Genomic DNA, 24373 nt, shown 5'->3' with positions numbered 1-24373 from the left:
TCGGTCGGGCCCGTCGCGTCTCAGAAGTCGACGTCGGGCGCGTAGCCGGCGTCGCGCAGCCGCTGCAGGACCTCGTCGACGTGGCCCGGACCGCGGGTCTCGACGCTCAGCTCGAGCTCGACCTCGCTGATCTGCAGGCCCCGGCCGTGGCGCGTGTGCAGCACCTCGACCACGTTGGCGTTCACGTCGGCGAGGATCTCGGACACCCGGGCGAGCTGGCCGGGTCGGTCGGGCAGGCCGATCCGCATCTTGAGATACCGTTCCGCCGCCGAGAGACCCCGACCGATGACGCGTTCCATCATCAACGGGTCGATGTTGCCGCCGCTGAGGACGATCACGGTCGTGCCGAGATCGCGCACCTGCTCGGTCAGCACCGCGGCGACGCCGACCGCGCCGGCCGCCTCGACCACCAGCTTCGCGCGCTCGAGCATGACCAGGATGGCCCTCGCCGTGTCGTCGTCGCCGACCGTGACGACCTCGTCGACCGTGTCTCGGACGATCTCGAAGTTGAGCACGCCCGGCTTGGCCACGGCGATGCCGTCGGCGATGGTCGGCTGCGCCTCGATGTCGGTCCGCACGCCGCGCTTCATCGAGACGGCGTAGGGTGCCGCGTTCACGGCCTGCACGCCGATGACCCGGACCCGCTTCCCGGTGACGGCCGCCGTCTGGGCCAGGGCGCTGGCGATGCCCGAGATGAGGCCGCCGCCGCCGATCGGCACGATCACCGTGTCGACGTCGGGGACCTGCTCGAGGATCTCGAGGCCGACGGTCCCCTGACCGGCGATCACGTCGGGGTGGTCGAACGGGGGGATGAACACCGCGCCCGTGGTGTCGGCGAACTCCTGGGCCGCCCGGAGCGCCTGCTCGACGCTGTGCCCGCTCAGCACGACGTCCGCGCCGTATTCTCTCGTCGCCTGCAGCTTGGGCAGCGCGACGCCGACGGGCATGAAGATCGTGGCGGGGATCCCGAGCTCGCGTGCCGCGAACGCGACGCCCTGGGCGTGGTTGCCGGCCGAGGCCGCGACGACGCCGTGCGAACGCTCGTCCTCGCTCAGCTGGGTCAGCCGGTTGTAGGCGCCGCGGATCTTGTACGACCCGGTCCGCTGCAGGTTCTCGCACTTGAGGTGGACCGGCGACCCGAGCACCTCGGCGAGGAACCGCGAGCTCTCCATCGGGGTCACCCGCGCGACCTTCGCGACCCGGGCACGCGCCTCCTGGATCTCGGCCAGGGTGGGGCCGGCGAGCGTGAGATCAGACATCGGCGGTGCCTCTTTCTGCGACGACGGCGCCCTCGGTCGGCCGTGGCGTCTCGCGCCAGGCCCCTCGGGCGACGTAGGTGATCATGACGTTGAGCACGGCGACGACGGGCACGGCGAAGAGCGCGCCCGGGATGCCCGCGAGCAGCGTGCCCGCCGCCACGGCGAAGACCACCGCGAGCGGATGCACCTTGACGGCGCTGCCCATGACGAAGGGCTGGAGCAGATGACCCTCGATCTGCTGGACGAGGATCACGACGGCGAGCATCAGCAGCGCGACGACCCAGCCGTTGTAGACGAGGGCGATCACGACGGCGATCGCCCCGGTCGCGACGGCGCCCACCACCGGGACGAACGAGCCGAGGAACACCGCGATGGCGATCGGCACGACCAGGGGGAGTCCCAGGAAGAACGCCCCGAGCCCGATGCCCACGGCGTCGACGAACGCGACGAAGATCTGCACCTTGACGAAGTTGGTCAGGGTCAGCCAGCCGGCCCGACCGGCGCCGTCGATGGCGCGGCGGCTCGTCCTCGGGAAGATGCCGACGACCCAGCGCCAGATGTCGGAGCCGCCGACCAGCACGAAGATCGTCGCGAAGAGCATCAGCACGAGACCGGCGGCGATGTGCCCGGCCGTCGATCCCACCGAGAGGGCGCCGCGCAGCAGCGGCTGGGAGTCCTGCTGGAGGGCTGCGACCGCATCGCCGACGTAGCCGTTGATCTGGGCCTCGGTGAGATGCAGAGGCGAGGTCAGCAGGAAGTCGCGCAGCTGACCGTAGGAGGCGATCGAGCGGTCGCGCAGCTCGGGTGCACCGTCGATGACCTGGAGGACGGCGAGGTAGAACAGCCCCGCGACGGCCACCAGGAAGCCGACCAGACTCACGACCACCGCGACCCACTTCGGCCAGCGGTGTCGCTGCAGCCACGACGAGAACGGCACGAGGAGAGCCGACACGAGCAGGGCGACCATGAACGGGATGACGATGATGCGGAGCTGGATGATCATCCAGACGAAGACCGCGATCACGCCGACGATGACGAGGACCCGCCACGACCAGGCTCCGGCGATGACCATGCCCCGTGGCAGCGAGGGATCCGCCCCGCGCGCCGGCGTCGGGGAGGTCTCGGTCGAGGGGGATTCGGCCGCGCCACGCGAAGGCCTGCTGCGCCGCATCATGGGCTCAGTGTAAGTCCCTCGGGTGCACGTGACGCGACAGGGAACATGCCCCCTGCGGCATACGCGAGGGAGGAGGTCGGCCCGTCCGACGGCGCCTCGGAACGGTCTCGGGAGGCGCGGAGACTGTCGGCGGCCGTCGCTACAGTCGAGCGCGTGCCTCCTGAACGTCTCTCCCCCGCCCTCGCCCGTCGCGTGGCCCTCGCCGCGCAGGGCTTCGGCGGCCCCGGCTCGCAGGCCGACGCCCCTTCGGTCGGCACCCGGCGTCTCAACGCGACCATCGACCGACTCGGACTGCTGCAGATCGACTCCGTCAACGTCTTCGAGCGCAGCCACTACCTGCCGCTCTTCGCGCGCCTCGGCGACTACGACCGCTCGACGCTCGACCGCCTCACCTTCCGCCCCGGGCGCTACATCGAGTACTGGGCGCACGAGGCGGCGCTCATCCCGGTCGGGTCGTGGCCGCTGCTGCGCTGGCGCATGGCCGACTACCGGGCGCGCTGGCTGGCCGACAACGACTCGTGGCTCAGCGCGAACCCCCGGATGGCGCAGTGGCTGCTCGACGAGATCCGCGACCTGGGGCCCCTCCCCGCGAGCCTCGTCGAGCACGATGCGAACGTTCGGACGGGGCCGTGGTGGGGCTGGGGGGCCGTCAAACAGGGCCTCGAGTCGCTGTTCCGCGTCGGGGCGCTGGTCAGCGCCGGGCGTCGGCGTTTCGAGAGGGTCTACGCGCTGCCCGAGCAGGTGCTGCCGCCCGAGGTCCTCGAGGTCGAGGTCTCCCGGCACGACGCCCACAAGCGCCTCCTCGCGCACGCCGCCCGAGCCCAGGGCGTCGCGACGGCCTCCGACCTGGCCGACTACTTCCGCCTCAAGACGGCCGACGTGATGCCTGCTCTCCGTGAACTGCACGACGAGGGCGTCGTCGTCCCCGTCGCGGTCGACGGCTGGGGACGGGCCGCCTGGCTGCACCGCGACGCGCGCCTCCCCCGTCGAATCGACGCCGACGCCCTGCTCTCGCCCTTCGACCCCGTGGTGTGGACCCGGCCCCGGGCCGAGCGCCTGTTCGACTTCCACTACCGGATCGAGATCTACACTCCGCTCGAGAAGCGCGTCCACGGCTACTACGTGCTCCCGGTGCTGCAGGACGACAGGCTCGTGGCCCGCGTCGATCTGAAGAGCGACCGGCAGCAGGGAGTGCTGCGCGTGCAGGCGGCGTGGCGCGAACGCGACCTCCCCGTCGATGCGATGCGCCTCGCCGGCCTCCTCGAACGGGCCGCCACGTGGCAGGGGCTCGATTCGGTCGAGGTCGCGTCGAGGGGCGATCTCGCCGACGACCTCCGAGGTGCCCTCCACGCTCGGAGCGGCGGCTAGAAGGTGCCCGCGTTCTCACGCAGGCGCTTCACCCGATCGTCCAGCGGCGGATGCGTGCTGAAGAGCCGGTCCATGAGACCGGGCTTCATGGGGTCGCTGATCCACAGGTGAGACATCGAGGTGTTCTGCGTGCGCATCGGTCGACCGTGGCCTGCGAGCTTCTCGAGGGCCCGGGCCAGCCCCTCGGGGTACCTCGTCGTCAGGGCCCCGGTCGCGTCGGCCAGGTACTCGCGCTGACGCGACACCGCCGCCTGGACGCCCGCCGCCGCCAGCGGAGCGACGATCATCGCGACGAGGCCGAGCACCAGGAACACCGGGTTCGAGCCGCCGCCGTTGTTGTTGTTCGAGTTCCGATTGCCACCGCTCAGGGCGCTGAAGAACGACATGCGGAGCAGGACGTCCGCCAGGAACCCCACGGCCACGACCAGCCCGAAGACCATCATCGAGACCCTGATGTCGTAGTTCTTGACGTGCCCCAGCTCGTGCGCCATCACGCCCTCGAGCTCGGAGTCGTCCATGATCTCGAGAAGGCCGGTCGTGGCGGCCACGACGGCGTGCTCCGGGTCGCGGCCGGTGGCGAAGGCGTTCGGCGCGGGGTCGACGACCACGTAGACCTCGGGCATGGGCAGCCCCATCGTGATGCTGAGGTTCTCCACCGTGCGGTAGAGGCGCGGAGCCGTGACGGCGTCGACGCGCTGGGCGTGGCTGAGCGACAGCGCCTGTCGGCTGGCGCCGAAGTACTGGATCAGCGCGTACAGGCCGGCGATCACCAGCACGACGAACCCGATCGAGTAGTTGCCGTACAGCGCCCCGGCTCCGAAGCCCAGGGCGCCGACGATCACCAGGAAGATCAGGACGATGAAGACGGTGTTCCGCTTGTTGCGGGAGATGGCGGAGTACATGACCCGGACGACCGTTCTCGGGGTGCTGCGGCGGCGGTCAGAACTGGACGCGCGGAGGCTCGGCGATGGCCGAGGGCTCGGCGACCTCGAAGAAGTCGCGCTCGGTGAACCCGAGCCGCTTCGCGAACACGGTGTTGGGGAACACCCGGGTCTTGGTGTTGAACTCGCGGACTCCGCCGTTGAAGAAGCGTCGCGCCGCCTGGATCTTGTCTTCCGTGTCGACGAGCTCCGACTGCAGCTGCAGGAAGTTCTGACTGGCCTGCAGCTGCGGATACGCCTCGGAGACGGCGAAGATGCTCTTGAGCGCCGTCTGCATGTGCCCCTCGGCGGCGGACGCCTCGGCCGGCGTCTGGGCCCCGAGCGTCTCGGCGCGCGCCTGGGTCACGTTCTGGAAGACCTTCGACTCGTGCGCGGCGTAGCCCTTGACGGCCTCGATGATGTTCGGGATCAGATCCGCGCGCCGCTTGAGCTGGACCGTGATGTCGCTCCAGGCCTCGTCGACCCGCACCTTGAGGGTCACCAGCGAGTTGTAGGTGGCCCAGAGATAGATGCCCGCGATGATCGCGAGCAGGACGATGATTCCGACGGCTACCAGGATGCCGATCGTGGCCGGTTGCATGACGTGTCACTCCTTGGGTTACGACGCGGGCGAACCGAGAGGAGACGATCGTCTCGGACAAGGGTTCAGGTCGCCGCAGTCCGTCTTTCACTATAAATGCGCCCGGAGCCGCCTCGACGTCGACTGGGCGTCTTCGGAGCGAACTCACGACCTACTCGGGCCGGGTGACCGACGGCGAGGCGACGGGCGATCCCGGGCATCCCCCGTCCGATGCCGCGACACCCCCCGCCGGGTGGATTGACTTGTCCGCGCCGACCGTGCTGAATGGACTGCAGTGCTGTCTTCTCCGCCCCCGTTCTCGTCGCGTTCCTCGGCTGTCGTCGCCGGACGCGGCATCGGGCATGCCCGGAGCGCACGGGTCGACCGCCCGCGCCGTCGGCGGGTCGCCGTCGCGCTGGCGATCGCCGTGGCCCTCCTGAGCGGTACCGCTCTGGCGATCGGCACGGGTCCGGGCGCACGAGCCGCCGGCAGTCCCGCCGCCGCTCCGTCGGCCGAGCCCGAACGCGCCTCCGGAACCCCCGATCCGACGCTCGGGGCGCCGACGCCGACCCCCGGGCCCGCCGCGCCGACCGTGGACCCCGTGGGCGACCGGACGAGCAACGCGGTGACGCTCGGCGGCACCGGCGCCTCGGGCGCCACGATCCGCGTCCTCGACCCGGCGGTCCCCTCGAGCTCGCTCTGCGAGGCCCGTGTCCCGACGTCGACCACGCAGTCGACCGGCCGCTGGTCGTGCCGGGCCACCGTGGCCAACGGCGCCGACATCGTCCTCACGGTCCGCGACACGACGCACACGGCTCTCGGCGACGTCAGCAGCGCCTCCTTCTCGGTCCTCGGGGCCCCCACCCTGCGCGGCGGGCTGCTCGTCGGCGCCAAGGCGAGCGGGACGGCGGAGGCGGGCGCGGAGGTCACCGTCGCCGCGACCTCCGGCCAGAGCGCCAGCGCGACCGCCGATGCGAACGGCCAGTGGACCGCCGTGCTCGACGCCGGCGCCTTCCCCTCCGCGACCTACACGCTGTCGGCCACGCAGCGCAGCTCGGCCGTCCCCGACGTCGAGAGGTCCGGCGCGTCCGCAGCCGTCTCGGCGACCGTCGACCGCGACGCGCCGACCGCCCCCGCGGTCACCTCCCCGGCGGCCGGAGCAGAACTCGCCGCTCAGCCCGTCGTGTTCGCCGGAACGGGCGAGGACGCCGCCACGGTGACGGTCTACGTCGACGACTCGCCGATCTGCCAGGCGACCGTGGCGGACGGGTCCTGGCGATGCGATTCCACCGGGTCGTCGTTCCCGGTCGGCGACCGCAGGGTGCAGGCGGGCCAGGTCGACGCGGCCGGCAACTTCGGACCGGCCTCGGCGGCGGTCGTCGTGACGGTGCTCGGCGCCTCGTCCCCCTCGGCGTCGCCCTCCGGCGCTCCCCCGGTGTCTCCGACGCCCGGTGCGACCAGCGCACCGGCGCCGGCCGACCCCGATTCCGGCACGGACGCCTCCCCGGGCGACACCACCGGCGGCGACGAGTCGTCCGCCGCGCCCGCCCCCGTCGCGCCCGGCGGTGGCGGCAGCGCCGGCGGAGGAGCGGCGGGGGGCAGCCCCTCAGGAGGCGCGGCGGACGGCGACGACCCCACCGCCGTCGTCCGAGACACGGGGACGTGGGCGACCGCCACGTCGTTCGGACGCGACCTCCCCAGCCTCGCTCAGACCTTCGGCGGCCCGGTCTGGCCGCTCGCGGCGCTGCTCGGACTGCTGTTCCTGGTGCTGATCGCCGGGCCCGTGCGTCTCGGGGCCACGGCGCTCCGCGGCCGGGTCCGACCGCGCTCCCGCCGCCTCACCGGCCGCAACCGCACGGTGGAACAGCCCACCTCGTTCAGCGCGGGCTCGATCGATCCCCGCCTCGCCGTCGGGCTCGCCCTGGCCGTCGGGGCCGCCGTCATCGCCGTCGCCGCGGGCGTCGACGATCAGGTGCAGTACGCCCGACTGTTCGCCGGCATCGCGCTCGGGCTGATCCTGCTGAACGGACTCGCCGTCGCCCTCCCCGCCGTCCTCGTCGGTCGACGGCTCGGACTCCGGGCGCGCGTGCGGATGTCCCCCGGGCTCCTCGGGCTCGCTCTCGTGGCGTGCGCCGCGACCAGGGTGCTGGCGCTCGATCCGCCGCTCGTCCTCGGCGTGCTCCTCACGGGGACGCTCGTCGCCCGGGCGGCCGCGCCGTCCGGCACCCACGTCGAACGGGCCCCGGACGTCGACGCGGGCCCGCGCGAGCACGGGCTGGCCGCCCTCGTGCAGCTCGTCGCCCTGGTCGTCGTGCCGTCGGCCGCCTGGGCGCTCCACGGCACCATGACCGCGACGGGCGGCTTCGGCTGGCAGCTCGGCCGCGAGACCCTCGCCACCGTCTGCCTCGCCGGCCTCGGCTCGCTCGTGCTCTCACTGCTGCCCGTGGGCTCCCTGCCGGGCCATGCCGTGCTGGCGTGGTCGACGCGCGCCTACGTCGTCGTCACCGTGCTCGGGGTCACCGCCGCAGCCGTGGTCTTCGTCGGCAACCCGGCGACGGCGTTCCCCTGGACGGCGCTCGTCGCCGCAGCCGTCGTCGCGGCGCTCTTCTGCGTCGCCGCCTGGCTGTGGGTCCGGGTCGTGGAACCGGCCCGTCGCGTGTCCTGAGACGCTCTGCATAACGGTCTCCGGCTCCGGCTCGGTCTCCGACTCCCGCTCCGGCGTACCCCCGCAGGGGTTCGAACCCTGACTGAAGCGATTTTAAGTCGCCTGCCTCTACCGATTGGGCTACGGGGGCCCGTCGGACAGCCTACAAAGGTCTCGAACGCGGCGACGCCCGCCTCGCTGGTGGTCAGCGGGCGGGCGTCGTCGGGTCAGGTGGTGCGAGGTTACTCGGCGGCCGGGACCTTCGCGTCGGACGAGGATGCGTCGTCGGCAGCGACGGGCGCCTTCTTCGCAGCGGGCTTCCGGGCGGGTGCCTTGCGAGCCGGCTTGGTGGTCTCGCTCTCGGCAGGCGCACCCTTCTCGCCCGCGGGGTTGGCGTAGACCGGGCCGGGCTCGCCGGCCGGGGTGCCCACCTCGGGGGTGGGAGCGGCAGCGGCCTCGGCGGCGGGCTTCGGACGCGACGCGAACTCCTCGAAGGCGGCACGCGGACGCTCGCGGTTGTCGAGCGAGACGATGTCACGGCCCAGCCAGAAGTTGTTCCACCAGCCGCCGACCACGCGGAACTTCCGCTCGAACGACGGCATCGCCATGCCGTGGTAGCCACGGTGGGCGATCCAGGCCGGGAAGCCCTTGATCGCGATCTTGCCGCTCTGGAACACGCCCACGTTCAGCCCCAGCCCGGCGACGGCGCCGAGGTTGTCGTGCCGGTAGTCGGTGACGCTCTCGCCGCGGAGCGACGCGACGAGGTTCTTCGCGAGCTGCTTGCCCATCCGCACGGCGTGCTGGGCGTTGGGGACGCAGAATCCACCCACGCCCTTGCCGGTCAGGTCGGGCGTCGCGGCGACGTCGCCGCAGGCCCAGGCGTCCGGCACGATGGTCTCGCCGTCGACGACGCGCAGGTCGGGCTTGACCGTGATGCGACCGCGCTGCTCGAGCGGGAAGTCGGTGTTGCGGACCATCGGGTTCGCCATGACGCCGGCCGTCCAGACGATGAGGTCGGACTCGAACGAGTCGCCGGTGGAGAGCTCGATCTTGCCGCCGACGGCCGACTGGAGCTGGGTGTCGAGGTGCACGATGGCGTCGCGCTGGGCCAGGTTCTTCAGGACCCAGTGACTCGTCTCGAGCGAGACCTCGGGCATGATGCGGCCCATGGCCTCGATGAGGTGGAAGTGCGTGTCGTCGATCGTGAGACCGGGGTAGTTCTTCAGCAGGTCGCTCGCGAAGCTGCGGAGCTCGGCGAAGACCTCGATGCCGGCGAATCCGCCGCCGACCACGACGACGGTGAGCAGGCGGTCACGGGCGGGACCGGCCGGGAGGTTGGACGCCTTGGCGAAGTTGGTGAGCAGCTTGTCGCGGATGGCCGCGGCCTCCTCGATCGTCTTGAGGCCGATGGCCTCGTCGGCGACGCCGGGGATCGGGAACGTGCGGGAGACGGCCCCGGCGGTCATGACGACCTGGTCGTACTCCATCGTCCACTCGTCGCCCACCTCGGGCGTGATGGTGGCCGTCTTGGTCGCATGGTCGACCTTCGTGACCTTCGCGGTGACGACGTTCGTCTTCTTGAGGTGACGTCGCAACGCCACGACCGCGTGACGCGGCTCGATCGATCCGGCCGCCACCTCGGGCAGGAACGGCTGGTAGGTCATGTAGGGCAGCGGGTCGACGATCGTGACCTCCGCCTCCCCTGCGCGCAGCCACTTCTCGAGCTTCCAGGCGGTGTAGAAACCGGCGTAGCCGCCGCCGACGATCAGGATTTTGGGCACGGGGGATGATCTCCTTGAGGTGGGGTTGTCCGTAAAGACCTTACTCCTGGTCGCGACGTCTCCGGACCTGGCGCCAGGCACCCCATCCGACGGCTGCCAGCGCCCCGCCGAAGACCCCGAAGACGATGAGGGGGATGCCGGTCGACCGCATCGACTCGACGGTCGGGACCAGGGCCTGGAGCCGGTCGCCCCGATCCGCCTGCGGCGTGGGAACGGGAGCGGGCGCCGGCTCGGTGGTCGCCGCCGGGCTCGCAGCCGGCGCCTCGGCGCGTCGGTGGACGCGGATCCACTCGGCGAGGTCGCCCATCGGGTTCGCCTCGACCGCGGGCACCGTGCTCTGCACGGCGGCGGCCGCGTCGACGAGCCCGTAGCCGTAGAGCGGATCGGGCGTCGACGTGCCCCGCGGTGTCGCGGTGGAGATCACCCGGTTGATGACGTCGTCGGCGTCGAGCTCCGGATGAGCGCCTCTCACGAGAGCCACGATCCCCGCGACGATGGGCGTCGCTCCGCTCGTGCCGCTCCAGCTGTAGTGGATGTCGCCCGGCCCCACGCCGACGAGCTTCTCGCTCGGGGCCGCGACGCCGATCGTGATGCCCTGGCTCGACGCGTCGAAGCTCGCGGTGCCGGACCGGTCGACGCCGGCGACGGTCAGGACGCCCGGCATCGTGGCGGGGGCGCCGACCTCGGTGGTGCCGCTGCCCCGGTTGCCGGCCGCCGCGACGACGACGACGTCATTCTCCATGGCGTAGAGGAACGCGTCGTCCCAGCTGGTCGGCCAGTCGAGCGTGTTGCGTGTCAACGACATGTTGATGACGTCGGCCCCGTGGTCGACCGACCAGCGGACGGCGTCGGCGATCTGGGTGTCGGAGTCGACGGCGTCGGTTCCGAAGCCGACCGACACCGAGAGCAGAGAGGCCTCGGGGGCCACCCCGACGACCCCGTCGCCCGGCGCCGTGCCGCGACCGGCCAGGATCGAGCCGACCAACGTCCCATGCGTGGGGTCGTCGGTGCCGACCGGCGTCTGCCCGTCGGACGAACCTTGCCCCGAGACGTCCGTGCCGTCGACGACGACGCCCTCGAGCTCGGCGACCGACGAGTCGACGCCGGTGTCGATGACGGCCACGGTGACCCCCGCTCCGCGGCTCGTCTGCCATGCCTGCTCGACGCCGTAGTCGGCGAGCCAGTACTGATCGTCTCGGATGCTGTCGGCCCGGGCCGCACCCGCGGGGATCAGCACGGACACGGCCACGACGCCGACGGCCGCTATCGACGCGACGGCACCCCCGAGTCGTCGCACGGGCCTCAGGCTCCCCCGCCGGAGGCGCGCTCGGCCGGATCGCCCTCGGCCAGGTAGTCGGGGCAGCGGCAGACGTCGGGGCTCCACGCCGCGCGCTCCAGGGCGCGGTCGCCGAACGGGTTGACGCCCGGCCCGGCGGCCAGGGCGTGACCGGCCAGCGCGTGAAGGCACTTGATCCGCTCGGGCATGCCCCCCGCCGTGACGTGCGCGATCTCGGGCACGTGCTCGATGCTCTCGCGGTCGGCGAGGTACGCCTCGTGCGCCGACCGGTAGGCGGCCGCGGCCTCGGGGTCGGCGGCCAGCGCCTCGGTGAACTCGGTCATCACACCCGTCGCCTCGAGCGTCGAGATCGCCGCGGTCGCCCCCGGGTGGCACAGGTAGTAGAGCGTGGGGAACGGCGTGCCGTCGCTCAGCCGCGGCTTCGTCGCGACGACCGTGGGGTTGCCGCAGACGCACCGCGCGGCGATGCCGATGACGTCGCGCGCAGGCCGGCCGAGCTGCGCGGTGACGATCCGCACGTCGAGCTCGGTGACCGGGTCGAACGGAGGGGTGCTCACGGGGTGGTGCCGCCTGTCTGGGTCGAGGTCGGCAGCTCGCCGCCGGTGATGTCGGGGGCGACCAGCTCGGTCGCGGGCGCGTCGCTGAGACCCGCGTCGAGGACGGACGAGGTCATCGCGGCGATCCAGTCGACCTGCGGCGTCTGGAGCTCGTCGCTGATCGGCGCCTGGGGCGCGTCCGAGGACTCGGCCGAGTCGCCCATGACGAGATAGCTGTACTCGCCGGGATAGACGTAGAGGAGACGATCACGTGCCTGCGCCTCGATGTAGGCGGGGTCGCTCCATCGGGCGACGTCGCCCTGCAGATCGGCGACGTCGGTCTTCTGGCGCTCCACCTCGTCTTGGATGGCGGCGATCTGCTGCTGCTGCTGGACGAGGGTCCGGAGCGAGGGCGCGAGGATGACGACGAAGAGCACGAGGATGACGAGCATCAGCAGGCTGAACCCGGAGAACCGGATGCTGCGGAGCCATCCCGTCGCCGACGACTCGGTGCTCGGCAGCGACACCGGCACGCGCCTGTTCTTGGAGTCTCGGGGCATGCCTCCGAGGGTAGACGACGCCCCGGTCCAGACGGTCACGGAACGCCGAGAGGCCCGCCCCGACGAATCGGGACGGGCCTCTCGGTCGATCGGCGTCGAGCCGGATCGGCGTGGTGTCAGCCGCGGAAGCGCGGGAAGGCCGAACGGCCGGCGTAGACCGCCGCGCCTCCGAGCTCCTCTTCGATGCGCAGCAGCTGGTTGTACTTCGCGACGCGCTCGCTGCGAGCCGGGGCGCCGGTCTTGATCTGGCCCGCGTCGGTCGCGACGGCCAGGTCGGCGATGGTGGTGTCCTCGGTCTCGCCCGAGCGGTGCGACAGGACCGTGGTGTACCCGCTGCGCTGAGCCAGCGCCACCGCGTCGAGCGACTCGGTCAGGGTGCCGATCTGGTTGACCTTGACGAGGATCGAGTTGGCGGCGCCGGCGGCGATCCCCTTGGCGAGGCGTTCGGGGTTCGTGACGAAGAGGTCGTCGCCGACGATCTGCGTCTTCGAGCCGATCTCGCTCGTGAGGTGGGCCCAGCCCTCCCAGTCGTCTTCGTCGAGAGGGTCCTCGATGGTGACGAGGGGGTACGACGCGACCAGGTCGGCGTAGTACTGCGCGAGGAACGCCGAGTCGCGCTTCTCGCCCTCGAAGGTGTACGAGCCGTCGGAGTAGAACTCGCTCGACGCGACGTCGAGGCCGAGCGCCAGGTCCTTGCCGGGGGTGAAGCCGGCCGTGGTGATCGCCTCGACGAGCAGGTCGAGCGCGGCGCGGTTGCTGTCGAGGTTCGGCGCGAAGCCGCCCTCGTCGCCCAGACCGGTCGACAGGCCCTTGGCCTTGAGCTCGCTCTTCAGGGCGTGGTAGGTCTCGGCCCCCCACTGGAGCGCCTCGGCGAAGGAGGAAGCGCCGACGGGCAGGATCATGAACTCCTGGATGTCGACGTTGCTGTCGGCGTGCGAGCCGCCGTTGATGACGTTCAGCATGGGGACGGGCAGGGTGTGCGCGTTCGGACCGCCGAGGTAGCGGAACAGGGGGAGGTCGGCCGAGTCGGCCGCGGCACGGGCGACGGCGAGCGAGACGCCGAGGATGGCGTTGGCGCCCAGGCGCTTCTTGTTGTCGGTGCCGTCGAGCTCGATCATGGCCTGGTCGATGAGGCGCTGGTCGGTGGCGTCGAGTCCCTCGACCTCGGGGCCGATCTCGTCGATGACGGCGGCGACGGCCTTCAGGACGCCCTTGCCGAGGTAACGGCCCTTGTCGCCGTCACGGAGCTCGTAGGCCTCGAAGGCCCCGGTCGATGCGCCCGAGGGAACGGCCGCGCGCGACACCGTCCCGTCGTCGAGCAAGACCTCGACCTCGACCGTCGGGTTGCCCCGCGAGTCGAGGATTTCGCGGGCGCCTACGGCGTCGATTGCTGCCACGGAGAACTCCTTAGTAGTCGTTGTGTTCGCAGGACCGAGGTCCGGGACAATCCTAGCCACGCACCCGCCCGGGGCGGGCGGCGACCCGTCAGCCGAGGGTCTTGACGACGAGGTCGCTCGGGCTCTCGCCTCCGCGGACGAACGCGAACCGGGTGTAGCCGGCCTCGGCCAGCGCGTCGAGCTGGCGGCTGAGGTTCTTGGAGCGCCGTTCGAGGCGCACCCGGGACTCGGCACCCGACAGCAGGGCGGTCCGGAGGCCGACGAGCTCGACGGGCGGGACGGCGGCGTCGTGGACGAGCGCGAGACCGTCGCCCTCGGCATCGTCGAGGTCGGCCAGATCGACGATCCGCTCGAAGCCGAGCGAGAATCCCGCCGCGGGCACGTCCGTGCCGAGGAACCGGCCGATCATGCCGTCGTACCGGCCTCCGCCGCCCAGCGAGTAGCTGAAGTCCGGGTGCGCCACCTCGAAGATCGTGCCCGTGTAGTAGCCCATCCCGCGCACCAGGGTCGGATCGAAGACGAGACGGGCCTCCGGCAGGGCGTCACGGAGCGCCACGAGATCGGCGGCGGCCGCGCCGTCCAACCAGGCAGGAGGCGCATCGCCGGTGATCGTCGACCAGTCCGTCGACGACAGCTCGGCCAGGGCGTCGCCCACCCCCGCGTGCTCGACGCCGATCTCGGCGAGACGGGCCACCACGCCGTCGACGCCGATCTTGTCGAGCTTGTCGAGCTCGACCAGGGCCCGGTCGTTGAGATCGGCGGGGACGCCCCAGTGCGCGAGGATGCCGAGGAGCACGCGTCGGTCGTTGATCCGGATGGTCGTCCCGGTCAGCCCCAGAGCGGTGAGGACCGCCGTCGTAGCGGAGATGAGCTCGACCTCGGCGAGCGGGCCGGCCTCGCCGAGGATGTCGATGTCGCACTGGAGGAACTGGCGGTACCGGCCCTTCTGGGGCTTCTCGGCACGCCAGACCGGTGCCACCTGGACCGAGCGGAACACCGTGGGCAGCTCGGACCGGTGGGAGGCGTAGAAGCGAGCCAGCGGGACGGTGAGATCGAAGCGGAGGCCGAGATCCGCCAGGGCGAGCGGCGACTCGGCGGCGCGGAGGGCGTCGACGTCGAGACCCCGCCGCAGCACCGCGAAGACCTGCTTCTCGTTGTCGCCGCCGAGCCCCGAGTAGAGGTACTCGGTGCCCTCGACGACGGGCGTCTCGATCTCGTCGAAGCCGAACGACCGGTACACGTCGCGGACGATCGCGAGAACGCGCTCGCGACGGCGCTTCTCGGCGGGGAGGAAGTCTCTCATCCCGCGGGGCGGGCTCACGTGTGACGGCATCGGACCATCATCTCAGAGCGACCACCCGGCGGAGCATCTCGCTCGATTTGCGCTTCATCCGGAATTCCACGTACGATATGAGCACCAAGCGGCGTGAATCGGGTTGCACGTCGCTCGGTCCCGGCGCCCTACCTTCCCTGCGGTGAGGGCGCCCGAACGGGCCAGGTGCTGAGCACCTGGCCCGTTCGCCATGCTACGGTGGGCGACGCGTCGGCCAGACCCTCGCCCGTCTCGACGACGAGCCCCTGCCACCCTCGCCTACTGCGCGACGAACGCGTCGAGACGCTTCTCGAAGACGGGGGTCGCGGCGGAGGCGTCGCCCGCGACGACGGCGTCGTAGAGAAGACCCTCGACCTCGGCGACGAACGCCTGAGCCGCGTCGGCGGCGCTCTGCTCCGCCGAGCCCTGCGCGACGAGCCAGGCGGCGACGAAGTCGCGTCGTCGCGCCCCGGCCTGCCGCGCGACACCCGCCTCGCCGGCGACGACCTCCAGGAGGGCGGCCTCGATCTCGAGCCGCTGCAGATCGCGACCGCGATCGTCGGAGGCGGCGTTCCAGTACGCCGTCATCTGCTGACGGAACCCGGCGTCGTCGAGCCCTGCGGGGTCGACCGCGAACAGATCGGACTGACGGGCCACGACGGCCCGCACGATCTCGGCGATCAACTCGGCGCGATTGCCGAAGTGATAGACGAAGACGTAGGTGCTGACGCCGAGGGCGTCGGCCAGCGTGCGGAACGAGACGGTCGCGATGCTGCGCGACCGGAGATGGTCGATGATCTGGCCGAGCAACTCTGGCTTGCGTGTCGGATCGGGTTTGCGAGGCATGATGCCACTCCTTCGTGCGGACGGATCGGGACGCCCTGCGCGGCACCGACCGTCGTCACGCGACCATAACAGACGTGTGTGAAGGCCGCTCGGGCGATCCGGGGCGGTCGAGGCGGTCGACAGGTCGGGGGTCCGACGATTCTCAGCCGCGTGTTTCGTCGGATGACCCTTGACATTTTACCTGAATGCGCTCTACATTTAGATCACTGCTGCATTGCCCGCTGAGACTGATCCCTCCGTGGTGTGCGAGCAGCGGTGACGTGTTCACACAGCTCAGACGAACCAGGTCTCCGACCGGTTCCGCCTGGGGGTACACGTGGGGATGCCCCGCCTATTCGGGTTGGCGGGGCATCCCATCTTCACGTCGCCCGGCGACTCGGCGCTCGACGTCTCGGAGGAGTTCCTCGCGTTCCCGGACCGCACGTCGCACCGCCCGTTCGGCGTCGACGCCGTCATCGCCGAGAGCGTCGATCAGACGCAGGACCTCGCGGCCGAACGCGAGTTCGACGTCGTCGCCCGGGTGCGGGGCCGTCGAGGGGCTCGGGCCGACCTCGATCGACCCGGAGCCCGGCAGCATCGCGGCCCGACGGCGCGCATCGATCTTCTGGGCTCGGGCCAGGGCCGGCAACCCGACCGCGACACCGTCGAAGACGCTGTCGCGGTGAGCCTTCTCGCGCGCCTTCGCCGCCGACCACAGACGGATGATCTCGTCGACGTCGGCGGCCTCGTCGCCGCCGAAGACGTGCGGATGCCTCCGCACGGTCTTCGCCGAGACGTCGCTCACGACGTCCGCCAGCGAGAACGCGCCGTCGCGCTCGGCCAGGGCCGAATGCAGCACCACCTGGTAGAGGACGTCGCCCAGTTCCTCACGCCGATCGTCGATCGTCCCCTGCTCGATCGCCTCGACCAGTTCGGCGGTCTCCTCGACGAGGTACGTCACCAGACTCTCGGGCGTCTGATCCCGGTTCCACTGGCAGCCCCCGTCGTCGGCGAGGAGACGGCGCACGACCTCGACCAGGGCGCCCACCTCGTCGCCGGGGGTGCCCTGGCCGCTCACCCGCGCCTCCTCGGATCCATCGTCAGCCGGCCGACGCGGCCGCATCGGTGGCGGGGCGCGGCGCCTCGGCCCCGTAGATCGCCGTCATGAGCTGCTCGACCCAGGTGATGAGCTCGCCGTCGGGCAGCGCCTCGCCGTGATGACGGGGCATCGGCACGCTGATCGACTTCGTCTGCCCGAACCAGCGCGACCCCGGGTACATGCGCTGCAACCTGATCTGCATGCTGTCGGGGAGGTCGAGTCCGGCCACCCGGAGGTTGCTGCCCATCACGACGACCTCGCTGAGGCCGACCTTCTGCGCGGCCCGACGCAGTCGCGAGACCTCGATCAGCGCGAGCACCGACGCGGGTGGCGTTCCGTAGCGGTCGGTCAGCTCGTCGAGCACCGAATCGATCTGATCGTCGGTCGACGTCGGGGAGCTCGCCGTCGAGAGCTTCTGGTACGCCTCGAGACGCAGACGCTCGCTCTCGACGTACTCGTCGGGGATGTGCGCATCGACCGGCAGCTCGAGGCGGAGCTCGGTCTGCCCCTCGGCGACGTCGCCGCGGAAGGCGCCGACGGCTTCGCCGATCATGCGGAGATACAGGTCGAACCCGACGCCTGCGATGTGACCGGACTGCTCGCCGCCGAGCAGGTTGCCGGCCCCGCGGATCTCGAGGTCCTTCAGCGCCACCTGCATGCCGGCGCCGAGCTCGTTGTTCGCGGCGATCGTCTCGAGCCGGTCCTGAGCGGTCTCGCTCAGCGGACGGTCGGCGTCGTAGAGGAAGTACGCGTAGCCGCGTTCGCGACCACGGCCCACCCGGCCGCGCAACTGGTGCAGCTGGCTCAGCCCGTACTTGTCGGCCCGGTCGATGATGAGGGTGTTCGCGTTGGCGATGTCGAGCCCGGTCTCGATGATCGTGGTCGACACCAGCACGTCGAACTTGCGCTCCCAGAAGTCGACCATGACCTGCTCGAGCGACGACTCGGCCATCTGCCCGTGAGCGACCGCCACCCGCGCCTCCGGCACGAGCTCGGCGATCTGGGCGGCGACCCGGTTGATGCTCGAGACGCGGTTGTGCACGAAGAAGACCTGACCCTCGCGGAGGAGCTCGCGACGGATGGCCGCCGCCTTCTGGCGGTCGCTCTCGGGGCCCACGAACGTGAGGATCGGATGACGGTCTTCGGGCGGGGTCGCGAGCGTGGACATCTCGCGGATGCCCGTGACCGCCATCTCGAGCGAACGAGGGATGGGGGTGGCCGACATGGCGAGGATGTCGACGTTCGTCTTGAGCTTCTTGAGGGCGTCCTTGTGCTCGACGCCGAAGCGCTGCTCCTCGTCGATGATGACCAGACCGACGTCTTTGTACGAGATGCCCTCGCTGAGCAGACGGTGGGTGCCGATCACCATGTCGACGGTGCCGTCGCCGAGGCCCTTGATCGTCTCGCGGGACTCCTTCGCCGACTGGAACCTCGACAGGCTGCGCAGGTGGACGGGGAAACCGGCGAACCGGTCCGCGAACGTGTCGACGTGCTGCTTGACGAGGAGGGTTGTCGGCACGAGCATGACGACCTGCTTGCCGTCCTGGATCGCCTTGAAGGCGGCCCGCACGGCCACCTCGGTCTTGCCGTAGCCGACGTCGCCGGAGAGCAGGCGGTCCATCGGGATCGGGCGCTCCATGTCCGCCTTGATCTCGTCGATCGTCGTCAGCTGGTCGGGCGTCTCGGCGAACGGGAAGGCCTCTTCGAGCTCGCGCTGCCAGGGGGTGTCGGGCGGGAACGCGTGACCCTTCGAGGCCATGCGCGCGGAGTACAGCTTGACGAGCTCGACGGCGATGTCGCGGACCGCGCGCCGCGCCTTGCTCTTCGCCGACGCCCAGTCGCTTCCGCCCATCTTGCTCAGCGTCGGGGCCTCGCCCCCGACGTAGCGGCTCAGCAGGTCGAGCTGGTCGGTGGGGACGTAGAGCTTGTCGCCCGGGTACCCCCGCTTGGACGGCGCGTACTCGAGGACGAGGTACTCGCGGCTGTTCTTGACGGCGTTCTTGCCCCCCGAGCTGACCTCACGGGTGGTCAGCTCGATGAACTTGCCGATGCCGTGGGTGGCGTGCACGACGACGTCGCCCGGCTTCAGCTGGAGGGGGTCGACGACGTTCTTCCGGCGACTGGCGAGCTTCGTCACCTGGCGGGAGTCGTAGTTGGCGGACCTTCCGTAGAAGTCGCTCTCGCCGAGGACGGCCAGCTTGGCCTCCGCGATCTCGAACCCGGCCTCGACTCCCCCGGCGACGAGGTGCGCCACCCCCGACTCGAGCGTGGCGGGGAGCGCCTCCTCGACGCGCGCGGCCACACCGCGTTCGGCGAGGACGTCGCGGGCCCGCTCGACGAGGCCGGAGCCGCGCGAGGTCACCACGACGCTCCACCCGTCGGCCAGACGCGAGACGACGTGGTCGAGAGCACCCTCGGCATGCCCGCTGAAGCTCGGCACCGGCTCGGCGACGACGCGGACGTAGTCGCCCGCGGAGGCGATCGCCTCGTCGTCGGTGAGCACCTCGCCGCTGTCGAACGTGCTGAGGGTGAACCAGGTCCGACCGCCGGCGGACTCGCGGAGGTCGCGGAGGCCGATGAAGTCGCCCGCATCGAGGTCGATGGGCGCCTCGGCGCCGGCCGTCGCGGCGCTCCAGGCGGCAGACAGGAACTCGCGGTTGGTGTCGGCCAGGCTCTGGGCACGGGAGACCACGCGCTCGGGCGACAGGACGGCGATCGAGGCGTCCGCAGGCAGGTAGTGCGTGAGAGGGACGAGGCCGTGCACGAGGGCCGGAGCGAGGGACTCCATGCCGTCGACGGGGATGCCCTCGCCGATCTTGGCCAGCATCTGCGCCAGGCTCGGGAACTCGTGCTGCATCTCGCGGGCGCGCTGCCGGACCTGTTCCGTCAGCAGCATCTCACGGCTCGGTGGGAGGTCGACCGTGGTGATCTCGCCGTCGAGGCTGCGCTGGTCGGCCACCGAGAAGCGTCGGACCTGATCGACCTCGTCGCCGAAGAAGTCGACCCGGACCGGGTGCTCGGCCGTCGGCGGGAAGACGTCGAGGATGCCGCCGCGAACGGCGAACTCGCCCCGACGGGTCACCATGTCGACGCGGGCGTAGGCGAGATCGACCAGGTTCAGCGCGATCGCGGAGAGGTCGTGACCACGATCGCCGACGGTGAGGACGACCGGATCGATGTCGGCGAGGTTGTCGGCCAGGGGCTGAAGGGCGGCGCGGACACCGGCCACGACGACGATCGGCCTGGTCGTCTCGGGCGATCGCCGGGCCTCGTCGGACCAGGCGGCCAGTCGGCGCAGGGCGTGGATCCGCTTGCCCACGGTCTCGGCGCTGGGGCTGAGTCGCTCGTGCGGGAGGGTCTCCCAGGCGGGGAACTCGATGATCTCGGCGTCGGGCAGGTAGCTCGACAGCGAACCCCGCACGGCCTCGGACTCGCGCCCGGTCGCGGTCACGACGAGGAGGGCCTGCGGGCCCTCGCGCCGGGAGAGCAGACCGGCCAGCAGAGGCACACGCAGGCCGTCGACGACCGAGAAGTCGGTGCTCTTGTCATGCCGGTCGAGGGCAGCAGAGAAGGTGGAGGCGCGCGAAAGCGCCGAGATCAAGCCCGCGAGTATCACCCGAACGATGTTACGCGCGCCCACCGACATCGAGGCCGGGGTTCGCTGAGGGCTGCCGGGTCGGGAGACGCTCCGCCCCCGCGTCGAGGTCAGCTCGAGGCGGTGTGGAACTTCAGCTGGGCCGCGGTGAGGCCGTCGGCGGCGATCATCTCGATCGCGTCGGCGGCGTCGGCGAGCAGGATCGGCAGGTTCTGCCGCTCGGTCGCGGAGAAGTCCTTGAGGACGAAGTCGGCGGCCGGCTGACGGCCGGGAGGGCGTCCGATGCCGACACGCACCCGCGTGAACTCGTTCGAGCCGGTGGCGGCGATGATGTCGCGGAGGCCGTTGTGTCCGCCGTGCCCGCCGCCGTGCTTCAGCTTGATGGTGTCGAAGTCGATGTCGAGCTCGTCGTGCACGACGATGAGCCGCGAGACGTCGAGGTCGTAGAGGCGGAGGAGCGACTGGACGGGACCGCCCGAGACGTTCATGTACGTCGCGGGCTTCGCGAGCACGAAGCGCGGGCCGCCGGGCACGAGACGGCCTTCGGCGACGCTGGAATGGGTGCGATGGTTCTTGAAGCCGGCGGACAGACGGTGGGCCATCTCGGCCAGCACCATCTGTCCGACGTTGTGCCTGTTGCCGGCGTAGTCGGGCCCGGGGTTGCCGAGCCCGACCACGAGCCACTGATCGTCGGATGCCATCGTCCTGGTCGTCTCCTCAGTGGTTCTCGCCGACGGAGGTGCTACTCGGAGCGCTCTTCGTCTTCGATCGAGTCGACGTCGCCCTCGGCCGCTGCGGCCTCGCCGTCCTCATCGGAGACCGCGTCGGTCGTCAGGTCGAGCTGCGGCACGGAGACGTTGAGGACCAGCGTCTCGGGCTCGCTGACGAGCGAGGCGCCCTTGGGCAGGACGAGGTCGGCGGCCGTGACCTGGGCACCGTCTTCGAGGCCCTCGATCGAGACGACGACGTTCTGCGGGATGTGGGTGGCCTCGACCTCGAGCTCGACGGCGTTGAGCTCGACGACGTGGATCGTTCCGGGAGCCGACTCGCCCTCGATGTGCACGGGCACCTCGACGGTGACCTTCTCGCCTTGGCGGACGACGATGAGGTCGATGTGCTCGATGACCTGCTTCACCGGGTCGCGCTGGATGTCCTTCACGAGGGCGAGCTGGGTCGTGCCCTCGATGTCGAGCGTGATGACGGCGTTCGCGCGACGCGTGATGAGCATCGTCTCGTGGCCGGGCAGGGTGACGTGCTGGGGGTCGGTGCCGTGACCGTAGATGACCGCGGGGATCTGGTCGTTCGCACGGATCTTGCGGGCCGCGCCCTTGCCGAAGCTGGTGCGGACGAGGACGGAAAGCGTGTTGTCGTCGGACATGTGTGTCTCCTTCTGATGGCCGGGCCCGAGGGCGCGGACCGGATGTGTGGTCGGATTCAACTCGAACGCGTATCGCGTGAGGAGGGACCCCGCAGCCGTGAAGTGACGAGACCCGTGGGATTCGCCGATACGAGACTGAGCGTCTGCCTACCGCGTCGATAACGGATGCTCACGCATCCCTCGCCGAAGTTCAGCTTCCGAGGTTACACGGGGCCCGGGCGTGTCGCCAACCCGCGCCTCCTGGGCTCCGGGCTCCCGAGGGGTATCGACGGTGCCTGTCAGGCGCTCGGGGCCGGGGAATAGTCTGCGGAGAGTCATCGACCGAGAAGGAGGCACCGTGACCGAACACGGAGCAGCATCGCAGTCCACCCCCCAGGCGAACATCGGCGTCGTCGGCCTCGCCGTCATGGGCTCGAACCTGGCGCGGAACCTCGCCAGCCGCGAGGGCAACACCGTCGCCGTCTACAACCGCTCGCCCGAGCGCACCGACACCCTCATGTCGGAGCACGGCGACGCCGGGTTCATCGCCTCGAAGACGATCGAGGAGTTCGCGGCGTCATTGTCGACGCCCCGCACCGCGATCATCATGGTGCAGGCCGGACGCGGGACCGACGCCGTCATCGACCAGCTCGCCGACCTGTTCGAGGAGGGCGACATCATCGTCGACGGCGGCAACGCGAACTTCCAGGACACCCGCCGTCGCGAGGCGGCCCTGCGCGAACGCGGTCTCAACTTCGTCGGCGCCGGCATCTCCGGCGGCGAGGAGGGCGCCCTCAAGGGGCCGTCCATCATGCCCGGCGGATCGAAGGAGGCGTACGCGACCCTCGGCCCGATCCTGTCGTCGATCGCGGCGGTCGCCGAGGGCGAGCCCTGCGTGACGCACGTCGGCTCCGACGGCGCGGGCCACTTCGTCAAGATGATCCACAACGGCATCGAATACGCCGACATGCAGCTGATCGCCGAGTCGTACGACCTGCTGCGCCGCGTCGGCGGACACGACCCCGCCGCCATCGCCGAGGTCTTCGACGAGTGGAACAAGGGCGAGCTCGAGTCCTACCTCATCGAGATCACCGCCGAGGTCCTCCGGCAGAAGGACGCCAAGACCGGAGGCTCGCTGGTCGACTCCATCGTCGACGAGGCCGGCTCCAAGGGCACAGGCGTCTGGACCGTGCAGAACTCCGTCGGGCTCGGCGTCCCCGTCGGCGGCATCGCCGAGGCGGTCTTCGCCCGCGCCGTGTCGTCGAAGCCCGCTCAGCGCGAGGCCGTCCAGAAGACCCTGCAGGGTCGACCCGACATCCAGGAGGCGGGCGACGGTTTCGAGGACGACGTGCAGAAGGCGCTCTACGCCTCGAAGATCGTCGCCTACGCCCAGGGCTTCGACGCCATCATCGCCGGCGCCGAGGAGTACGACTGGGACATCGACAAGGGCGCGATCGCCAAGATCTGGCGCGGAGGCTGCATCATCCGCGCACAGTTCCTGAACCGCATCGTCGACGCCTACGAGAAGGACGCGTCGATCGCCACCCTGCTCGAGGACGACTACTTCGCCGCCGCCGTGCGCGAGGGAGAGGACGCATGGCGACGCATCGTCGCCAAGGCGGCCCTCTCCGGCATCCCCGTTCCGGGGTTCGCATCGGCGCTCAGCTACTACGACTCGCTCGCGTCGACGCGCCTCCCCGCCTCGCTCATCCAGGGCCAGCGCGACTTCTTCGGCGCGCACACCTACAAGCGGGTCGACGAGGAGGGCGTGTTCCACACCCTCTGGTCGGGCGACCGCTCGGAGATCGAGACGGAGCCGTCGACTCACTGACCGGCTCGTCGGAGGCGTGAACCGCGCCTCCTCCGTTCCGCCGTGACGGGCGTGTTCGTCGCGGTCGGGCCGCTTCGGCGGGTCGACTCGCGCGGGCACGCCCGTTCGTGCGTCGTGCCGGCTCGCCCGCCGCGTGGGCGACCGGGTGGCCGTGCGTCCGTGCGTCCGTCCGACGACGGGCCGCACGCCGCCGCGTCGGCAACTCAGGCACGAGCGAGCTTCCGCGGAGCCGAACCGCCGCAAGAAGCCCGAAAGCCTGAGTTGCCGACACGGGGGCGCGGGCCGGGCGCCGACGTACATCCGACGACTGGCCGCACGCCGCCGCGTCGGCAACTCAGGCACGAGCGGGTTTTTGCGGAGCCGAACCGCCGCAAGAAGCCCGAAAGCCTGAGTTGCCGACACGGGGGCGCGGGCCGACAGAGCAGGGCCGCGGCGCCGGGCGCCGACGTACGTCCGACGACAGGCCGCACACCGCCGCGTCGGCAACTCAGGCACAACGGCGCTTCCGCGGAGCCGAGCCGCCGCGAGACGCCCGAACACCTGAGTTGCCGACACGGGACGCGGGCCGGGGCCGGCAGGACAGGGCCGCGGGGTGGGCGCCGCCGGACGTCGGACGATGGGCCGCACGCCGCGTCGACAACTCAGGCAGAAGGGAGCTTCCGTTGAGCCGAGCAGCCGCGAGGCGCCCGAAAGCCTGAGTCGCCGACACGGGACGCGGGCGGGTGGTGCGGTGTCAGGCGGGGCGGCGGGGCGCGGGGGCGTCAGGGGGGCGGCGTCAGGCGGGGCGACGGGGCGCGGGGAGGCGGGTCGCGGGTGCGTCAGGGCGTCAGGCGGGGGC

The 24373-nt window shown here is 71.0% G+C and carries 18 protein-coding genes and 1 tRNA gene; 3 read left to right on the top strand and 16 right to left on the bottom strand.

What is annotated here, in order from left to right; all coding sequences use genetic code 11:
- Nucleotides 1–20 precede the first annotated feature (20 nt).
- The gene (gene ilvA / locus FFA01_RS13330) at nt 21–1259 is read right to left on the bottom strand and encodes a threonine ammonia-lyase (RefSeq protein WP_146856676.1); all 1239 of its coding nucleotides are present in this window, start codon (nt 1257–1259) and stop codon (nt 21–23) included.
- A complete protein-coding gene (locus FFA01_RS13325; RefSeq protein WP_244289847.1) occupies nt 1252–2331 on the bottom strand; it encodes an AI-2E family transporter in 1080 nt (359 codons plus the stop codon). The genes ilvA and FFA01_RS13325 overlap by 8 nt, the downstream gene beginning before the upstream one ends.
- 255 nt (nt 2332–2586) lie before the next feature.
- Here FFA01_RS13325 and FFA01_RS13320 point away from each other — a divergent pair, with 255 nt between their 5' ends.
- The gene (locus tag FFA01_RS13320) at nt 2587–3801 is read left to right on the top strand and encodes a winged helix-turn-helix domain-containing protein (protein WP_244289846.1); all 1215 of its coding nucleotides are present in this window, start codon (nt 2587–2589) and stop codon (nt 3799–3801) included.
- Here FFA01_RS13320 and FFA01_RS13315 read toward each other — a convergent pair.
- Both FFA01_RS13315 and FFA01_RS13310 read right to left on the bottom strand, forming a co-directional pair.
- Nucleotides 3798–4703: a M48 family metalloprotease gene (locus FFA01_RS13315; protein ID WP_146856673.1), complete on the bottom strand. Its 906-nt coding sequence runs from the start codon at nt 4701–4703 to the stop codon at nt 3798–3800. The genes FFA01_RS13320 and FFA01_RS13315 overlap by 4 nt on opposite strands.
- A gap of 37 nt (nt 4704–4740) precedes the next feature.
- Nucleotides 4741–5322, bottom strand: coding sequence for a LemA family protein (locus FFA01_RS13310; RefSeq protein ID WP_220478247.1), 582 nt, complete (start codon nt 5320–5322; stop codon nt 4741–4743).
- 274 nt (nt 5323–5596) lie between these two features.
- Between FFA01_RS13310 and FFA01_RS13305 the strand changes: the two genes are divergently transcribed.
- Nucleotides 5597–7966: an Ig-like domain-containing protein gene (locus FFA01_RS13305; protein WP_146856672.1), complete on the top strand. Its 2370-nt coding sequence runs from the start codon at nt 5597–5599 to the stop codon at nt 7964–7966.
- A 56-nt stretch (nt 7967–8022) separates the two neighbouring features.
- Here FFA01_RS13305 and FFA01_RS13300 read toward each other — a convergent pair.
- The 12 genes from FFA01_RS13300 to FFA01_RS13245 form a co-directional block, all read right to left on the bottom strand.
- Nucleotides 8023–8096: transfer RNA gene (locus tag FFA01_RS13300), tRNA-Leu, on the bottom strand.
- Between the two features lie 91 nt (nt 8097–8187).
- The gene (locus FFA01_RS13295) at nt 8188–9726 is read right to left on the bottom strand and encodes an NAD(P)/FAD-dependent oxidoreductase (protein WP_146856671.1); all 1539 of its coding nucleotides are present in this window, start codon (nt 9724–9726) and stop codon (nt 8188–8190) included.
- Between the two features lie 40 nt (nt 9727–9766).
- Nucleotides 9767–11032: a S8 family serine peptidase gene (locus FFA01_RS13290; protein ID WP_146856683.1), complete on the bottom strand. Its 1266-nt coding sequence runs from the start codon at nt 11030–11032 to the stop codon at nt 9767–9769.
- Nucleotides 11029–11580: a DUF501 domain-containing protein gene (locus tag FFA01_RS13285; RefSeq protein ID WP_146856670.1), complete on the bottom strand. Its 552-nt coding sequence runs from the start codon at nt 11578–11580 to the stop codon at nt 11029–11031. The genes FFA01_RS13290 and FFA01_RS13285 overlap by 4 nt, the downstream gene beginning before the upstream one ends.
- Nucleotides 11577–12119, bottom strand: coding sequence for an FtsB family cell division protein (locus FFA01_RS13280; RefSeq protein WP_146856669.1), 543 nt, complete (start codon nt 12117–12119; stop codon nt 11577–11579). Before FFA01_RS13280 ends, FFA01_RS13285 begins: the two co-directional genes overlap by 4 nt.
- 116 nt (nt 12120–12235) lie before the next feature.
- Nucleotides 12236–13516: a phosphopyruvate hydratase gene (gene eno / locus FFA01_RS13275; protein WP_146856668.1), complete on the bottom strand. Its 1281-nt coding sequence runs from the start codon at nt 13514–13516 to the stop codon at nt 12236–12238.
- An 88-nt stretch (nt 13517–13604) separates the two neighbouring features.
- Nucleotides 13605–14819 carry a histidine--tRNA ligase gene (locus FFA01_RS13270; protein ID WP_371859215.1) on the bottom strand — a complete coding sequence of 405 codons (1215 nt, stop codon included), beginning with the start codon at nt 14817–14819 and terminating at the stop codon, nt 13605–13607.
- Between the two features lie 288 nt (nt 14820–15107).
- On the bottom strand, nt 15108–15674 hold the full coding sequence (locus FFA01_RS13265; RefSeq protein ID WP_146856666.1) for a TetR/AcrR family transcriptional regulator: 567 nt from the start codon (nt 15672–15674) through the stop codon (nt 15108–15110).
- A 331-nt stretch (nt 15675–16005) separates the two neighbouring features.
- Complete coding sequence (locus FFA01_RS13260) at nt 16006–16731, bottom strand: MazG nucleotide pyrophosphohydrolase domain-containing protein (protein WP_167627389.1); 726 nt, start codon at nt 16729–16731, stop codon at nt 16006–16008.
- 22 nt (nt 16732–16753) lie between these two features.
- Nucleotides 16754–20368: a transcription-repair coupling factor gene (gene mfd / locus FFA01_RS13255; protein WP_146856664.1), complete on the bottom strand. Its 3615-nt coding sequence runs from the start codon at nt 20366–20368 to the stop codon at nt 16754–16756.
- Between the two features lie 89 nt (nt 20369–20457).
- Nucleotides 20458–21048, bottom strand: a complete 591-nt coding sequence (pth, locus tag FFA01_RS13250; protein ID WP_146856663.1) for an aminoacyl-tRNA hydrolase — start codon at nt 21046–21048, stop codon at nt 20458–20460.
- Between the two features lie 41 nt (nt 21049–21089).
- Nucleotides 21090–21725, bottom strand: a complete 636-nt coding sequence (locus FFA01_RS13245) for a 50S ribosomal protein L25/general stress protein Ctc (RefSeq protein WP_146856662.1) — start codon at nt 21723–21725, stop codon at nt 21090–21092.
- 337 nt (nt 21726–22062) lie between these two features.
- Between FFA01_RS13245 and gnd the strand changes: the two genes are divergently transcribed.
- Nucleotides 22063–23535 (top strand): NADP-dependent phosphogluconate dehydrogenase, encoded by a 1473-nt coding sequence (gnd, locus tag FFA01_RS13240; RefSeq protein ID WP_280178080.1) that lies wholly within the window; start codon nt 22063–22065, stop codon nt 23533–23535.
- The last annotated feature ends 838 nt before the right edge of the window (nt 23536–24373 follow it).

Source organism: Frigoribacterium faeni (genome assembly GCF_007988805.1).
Classification (GTDB): domain Bacteria; phylum Actinomycetota; class Actinomycetes; order Actinomycetales; family Microbacteriaceae; genus Frigoribacterium; species Frigoribacterium faeni.
Note: the sequence above shows the minus strand (reverse complement) of the source record. Positions and strands in the feature narration are given on the sequence as shown.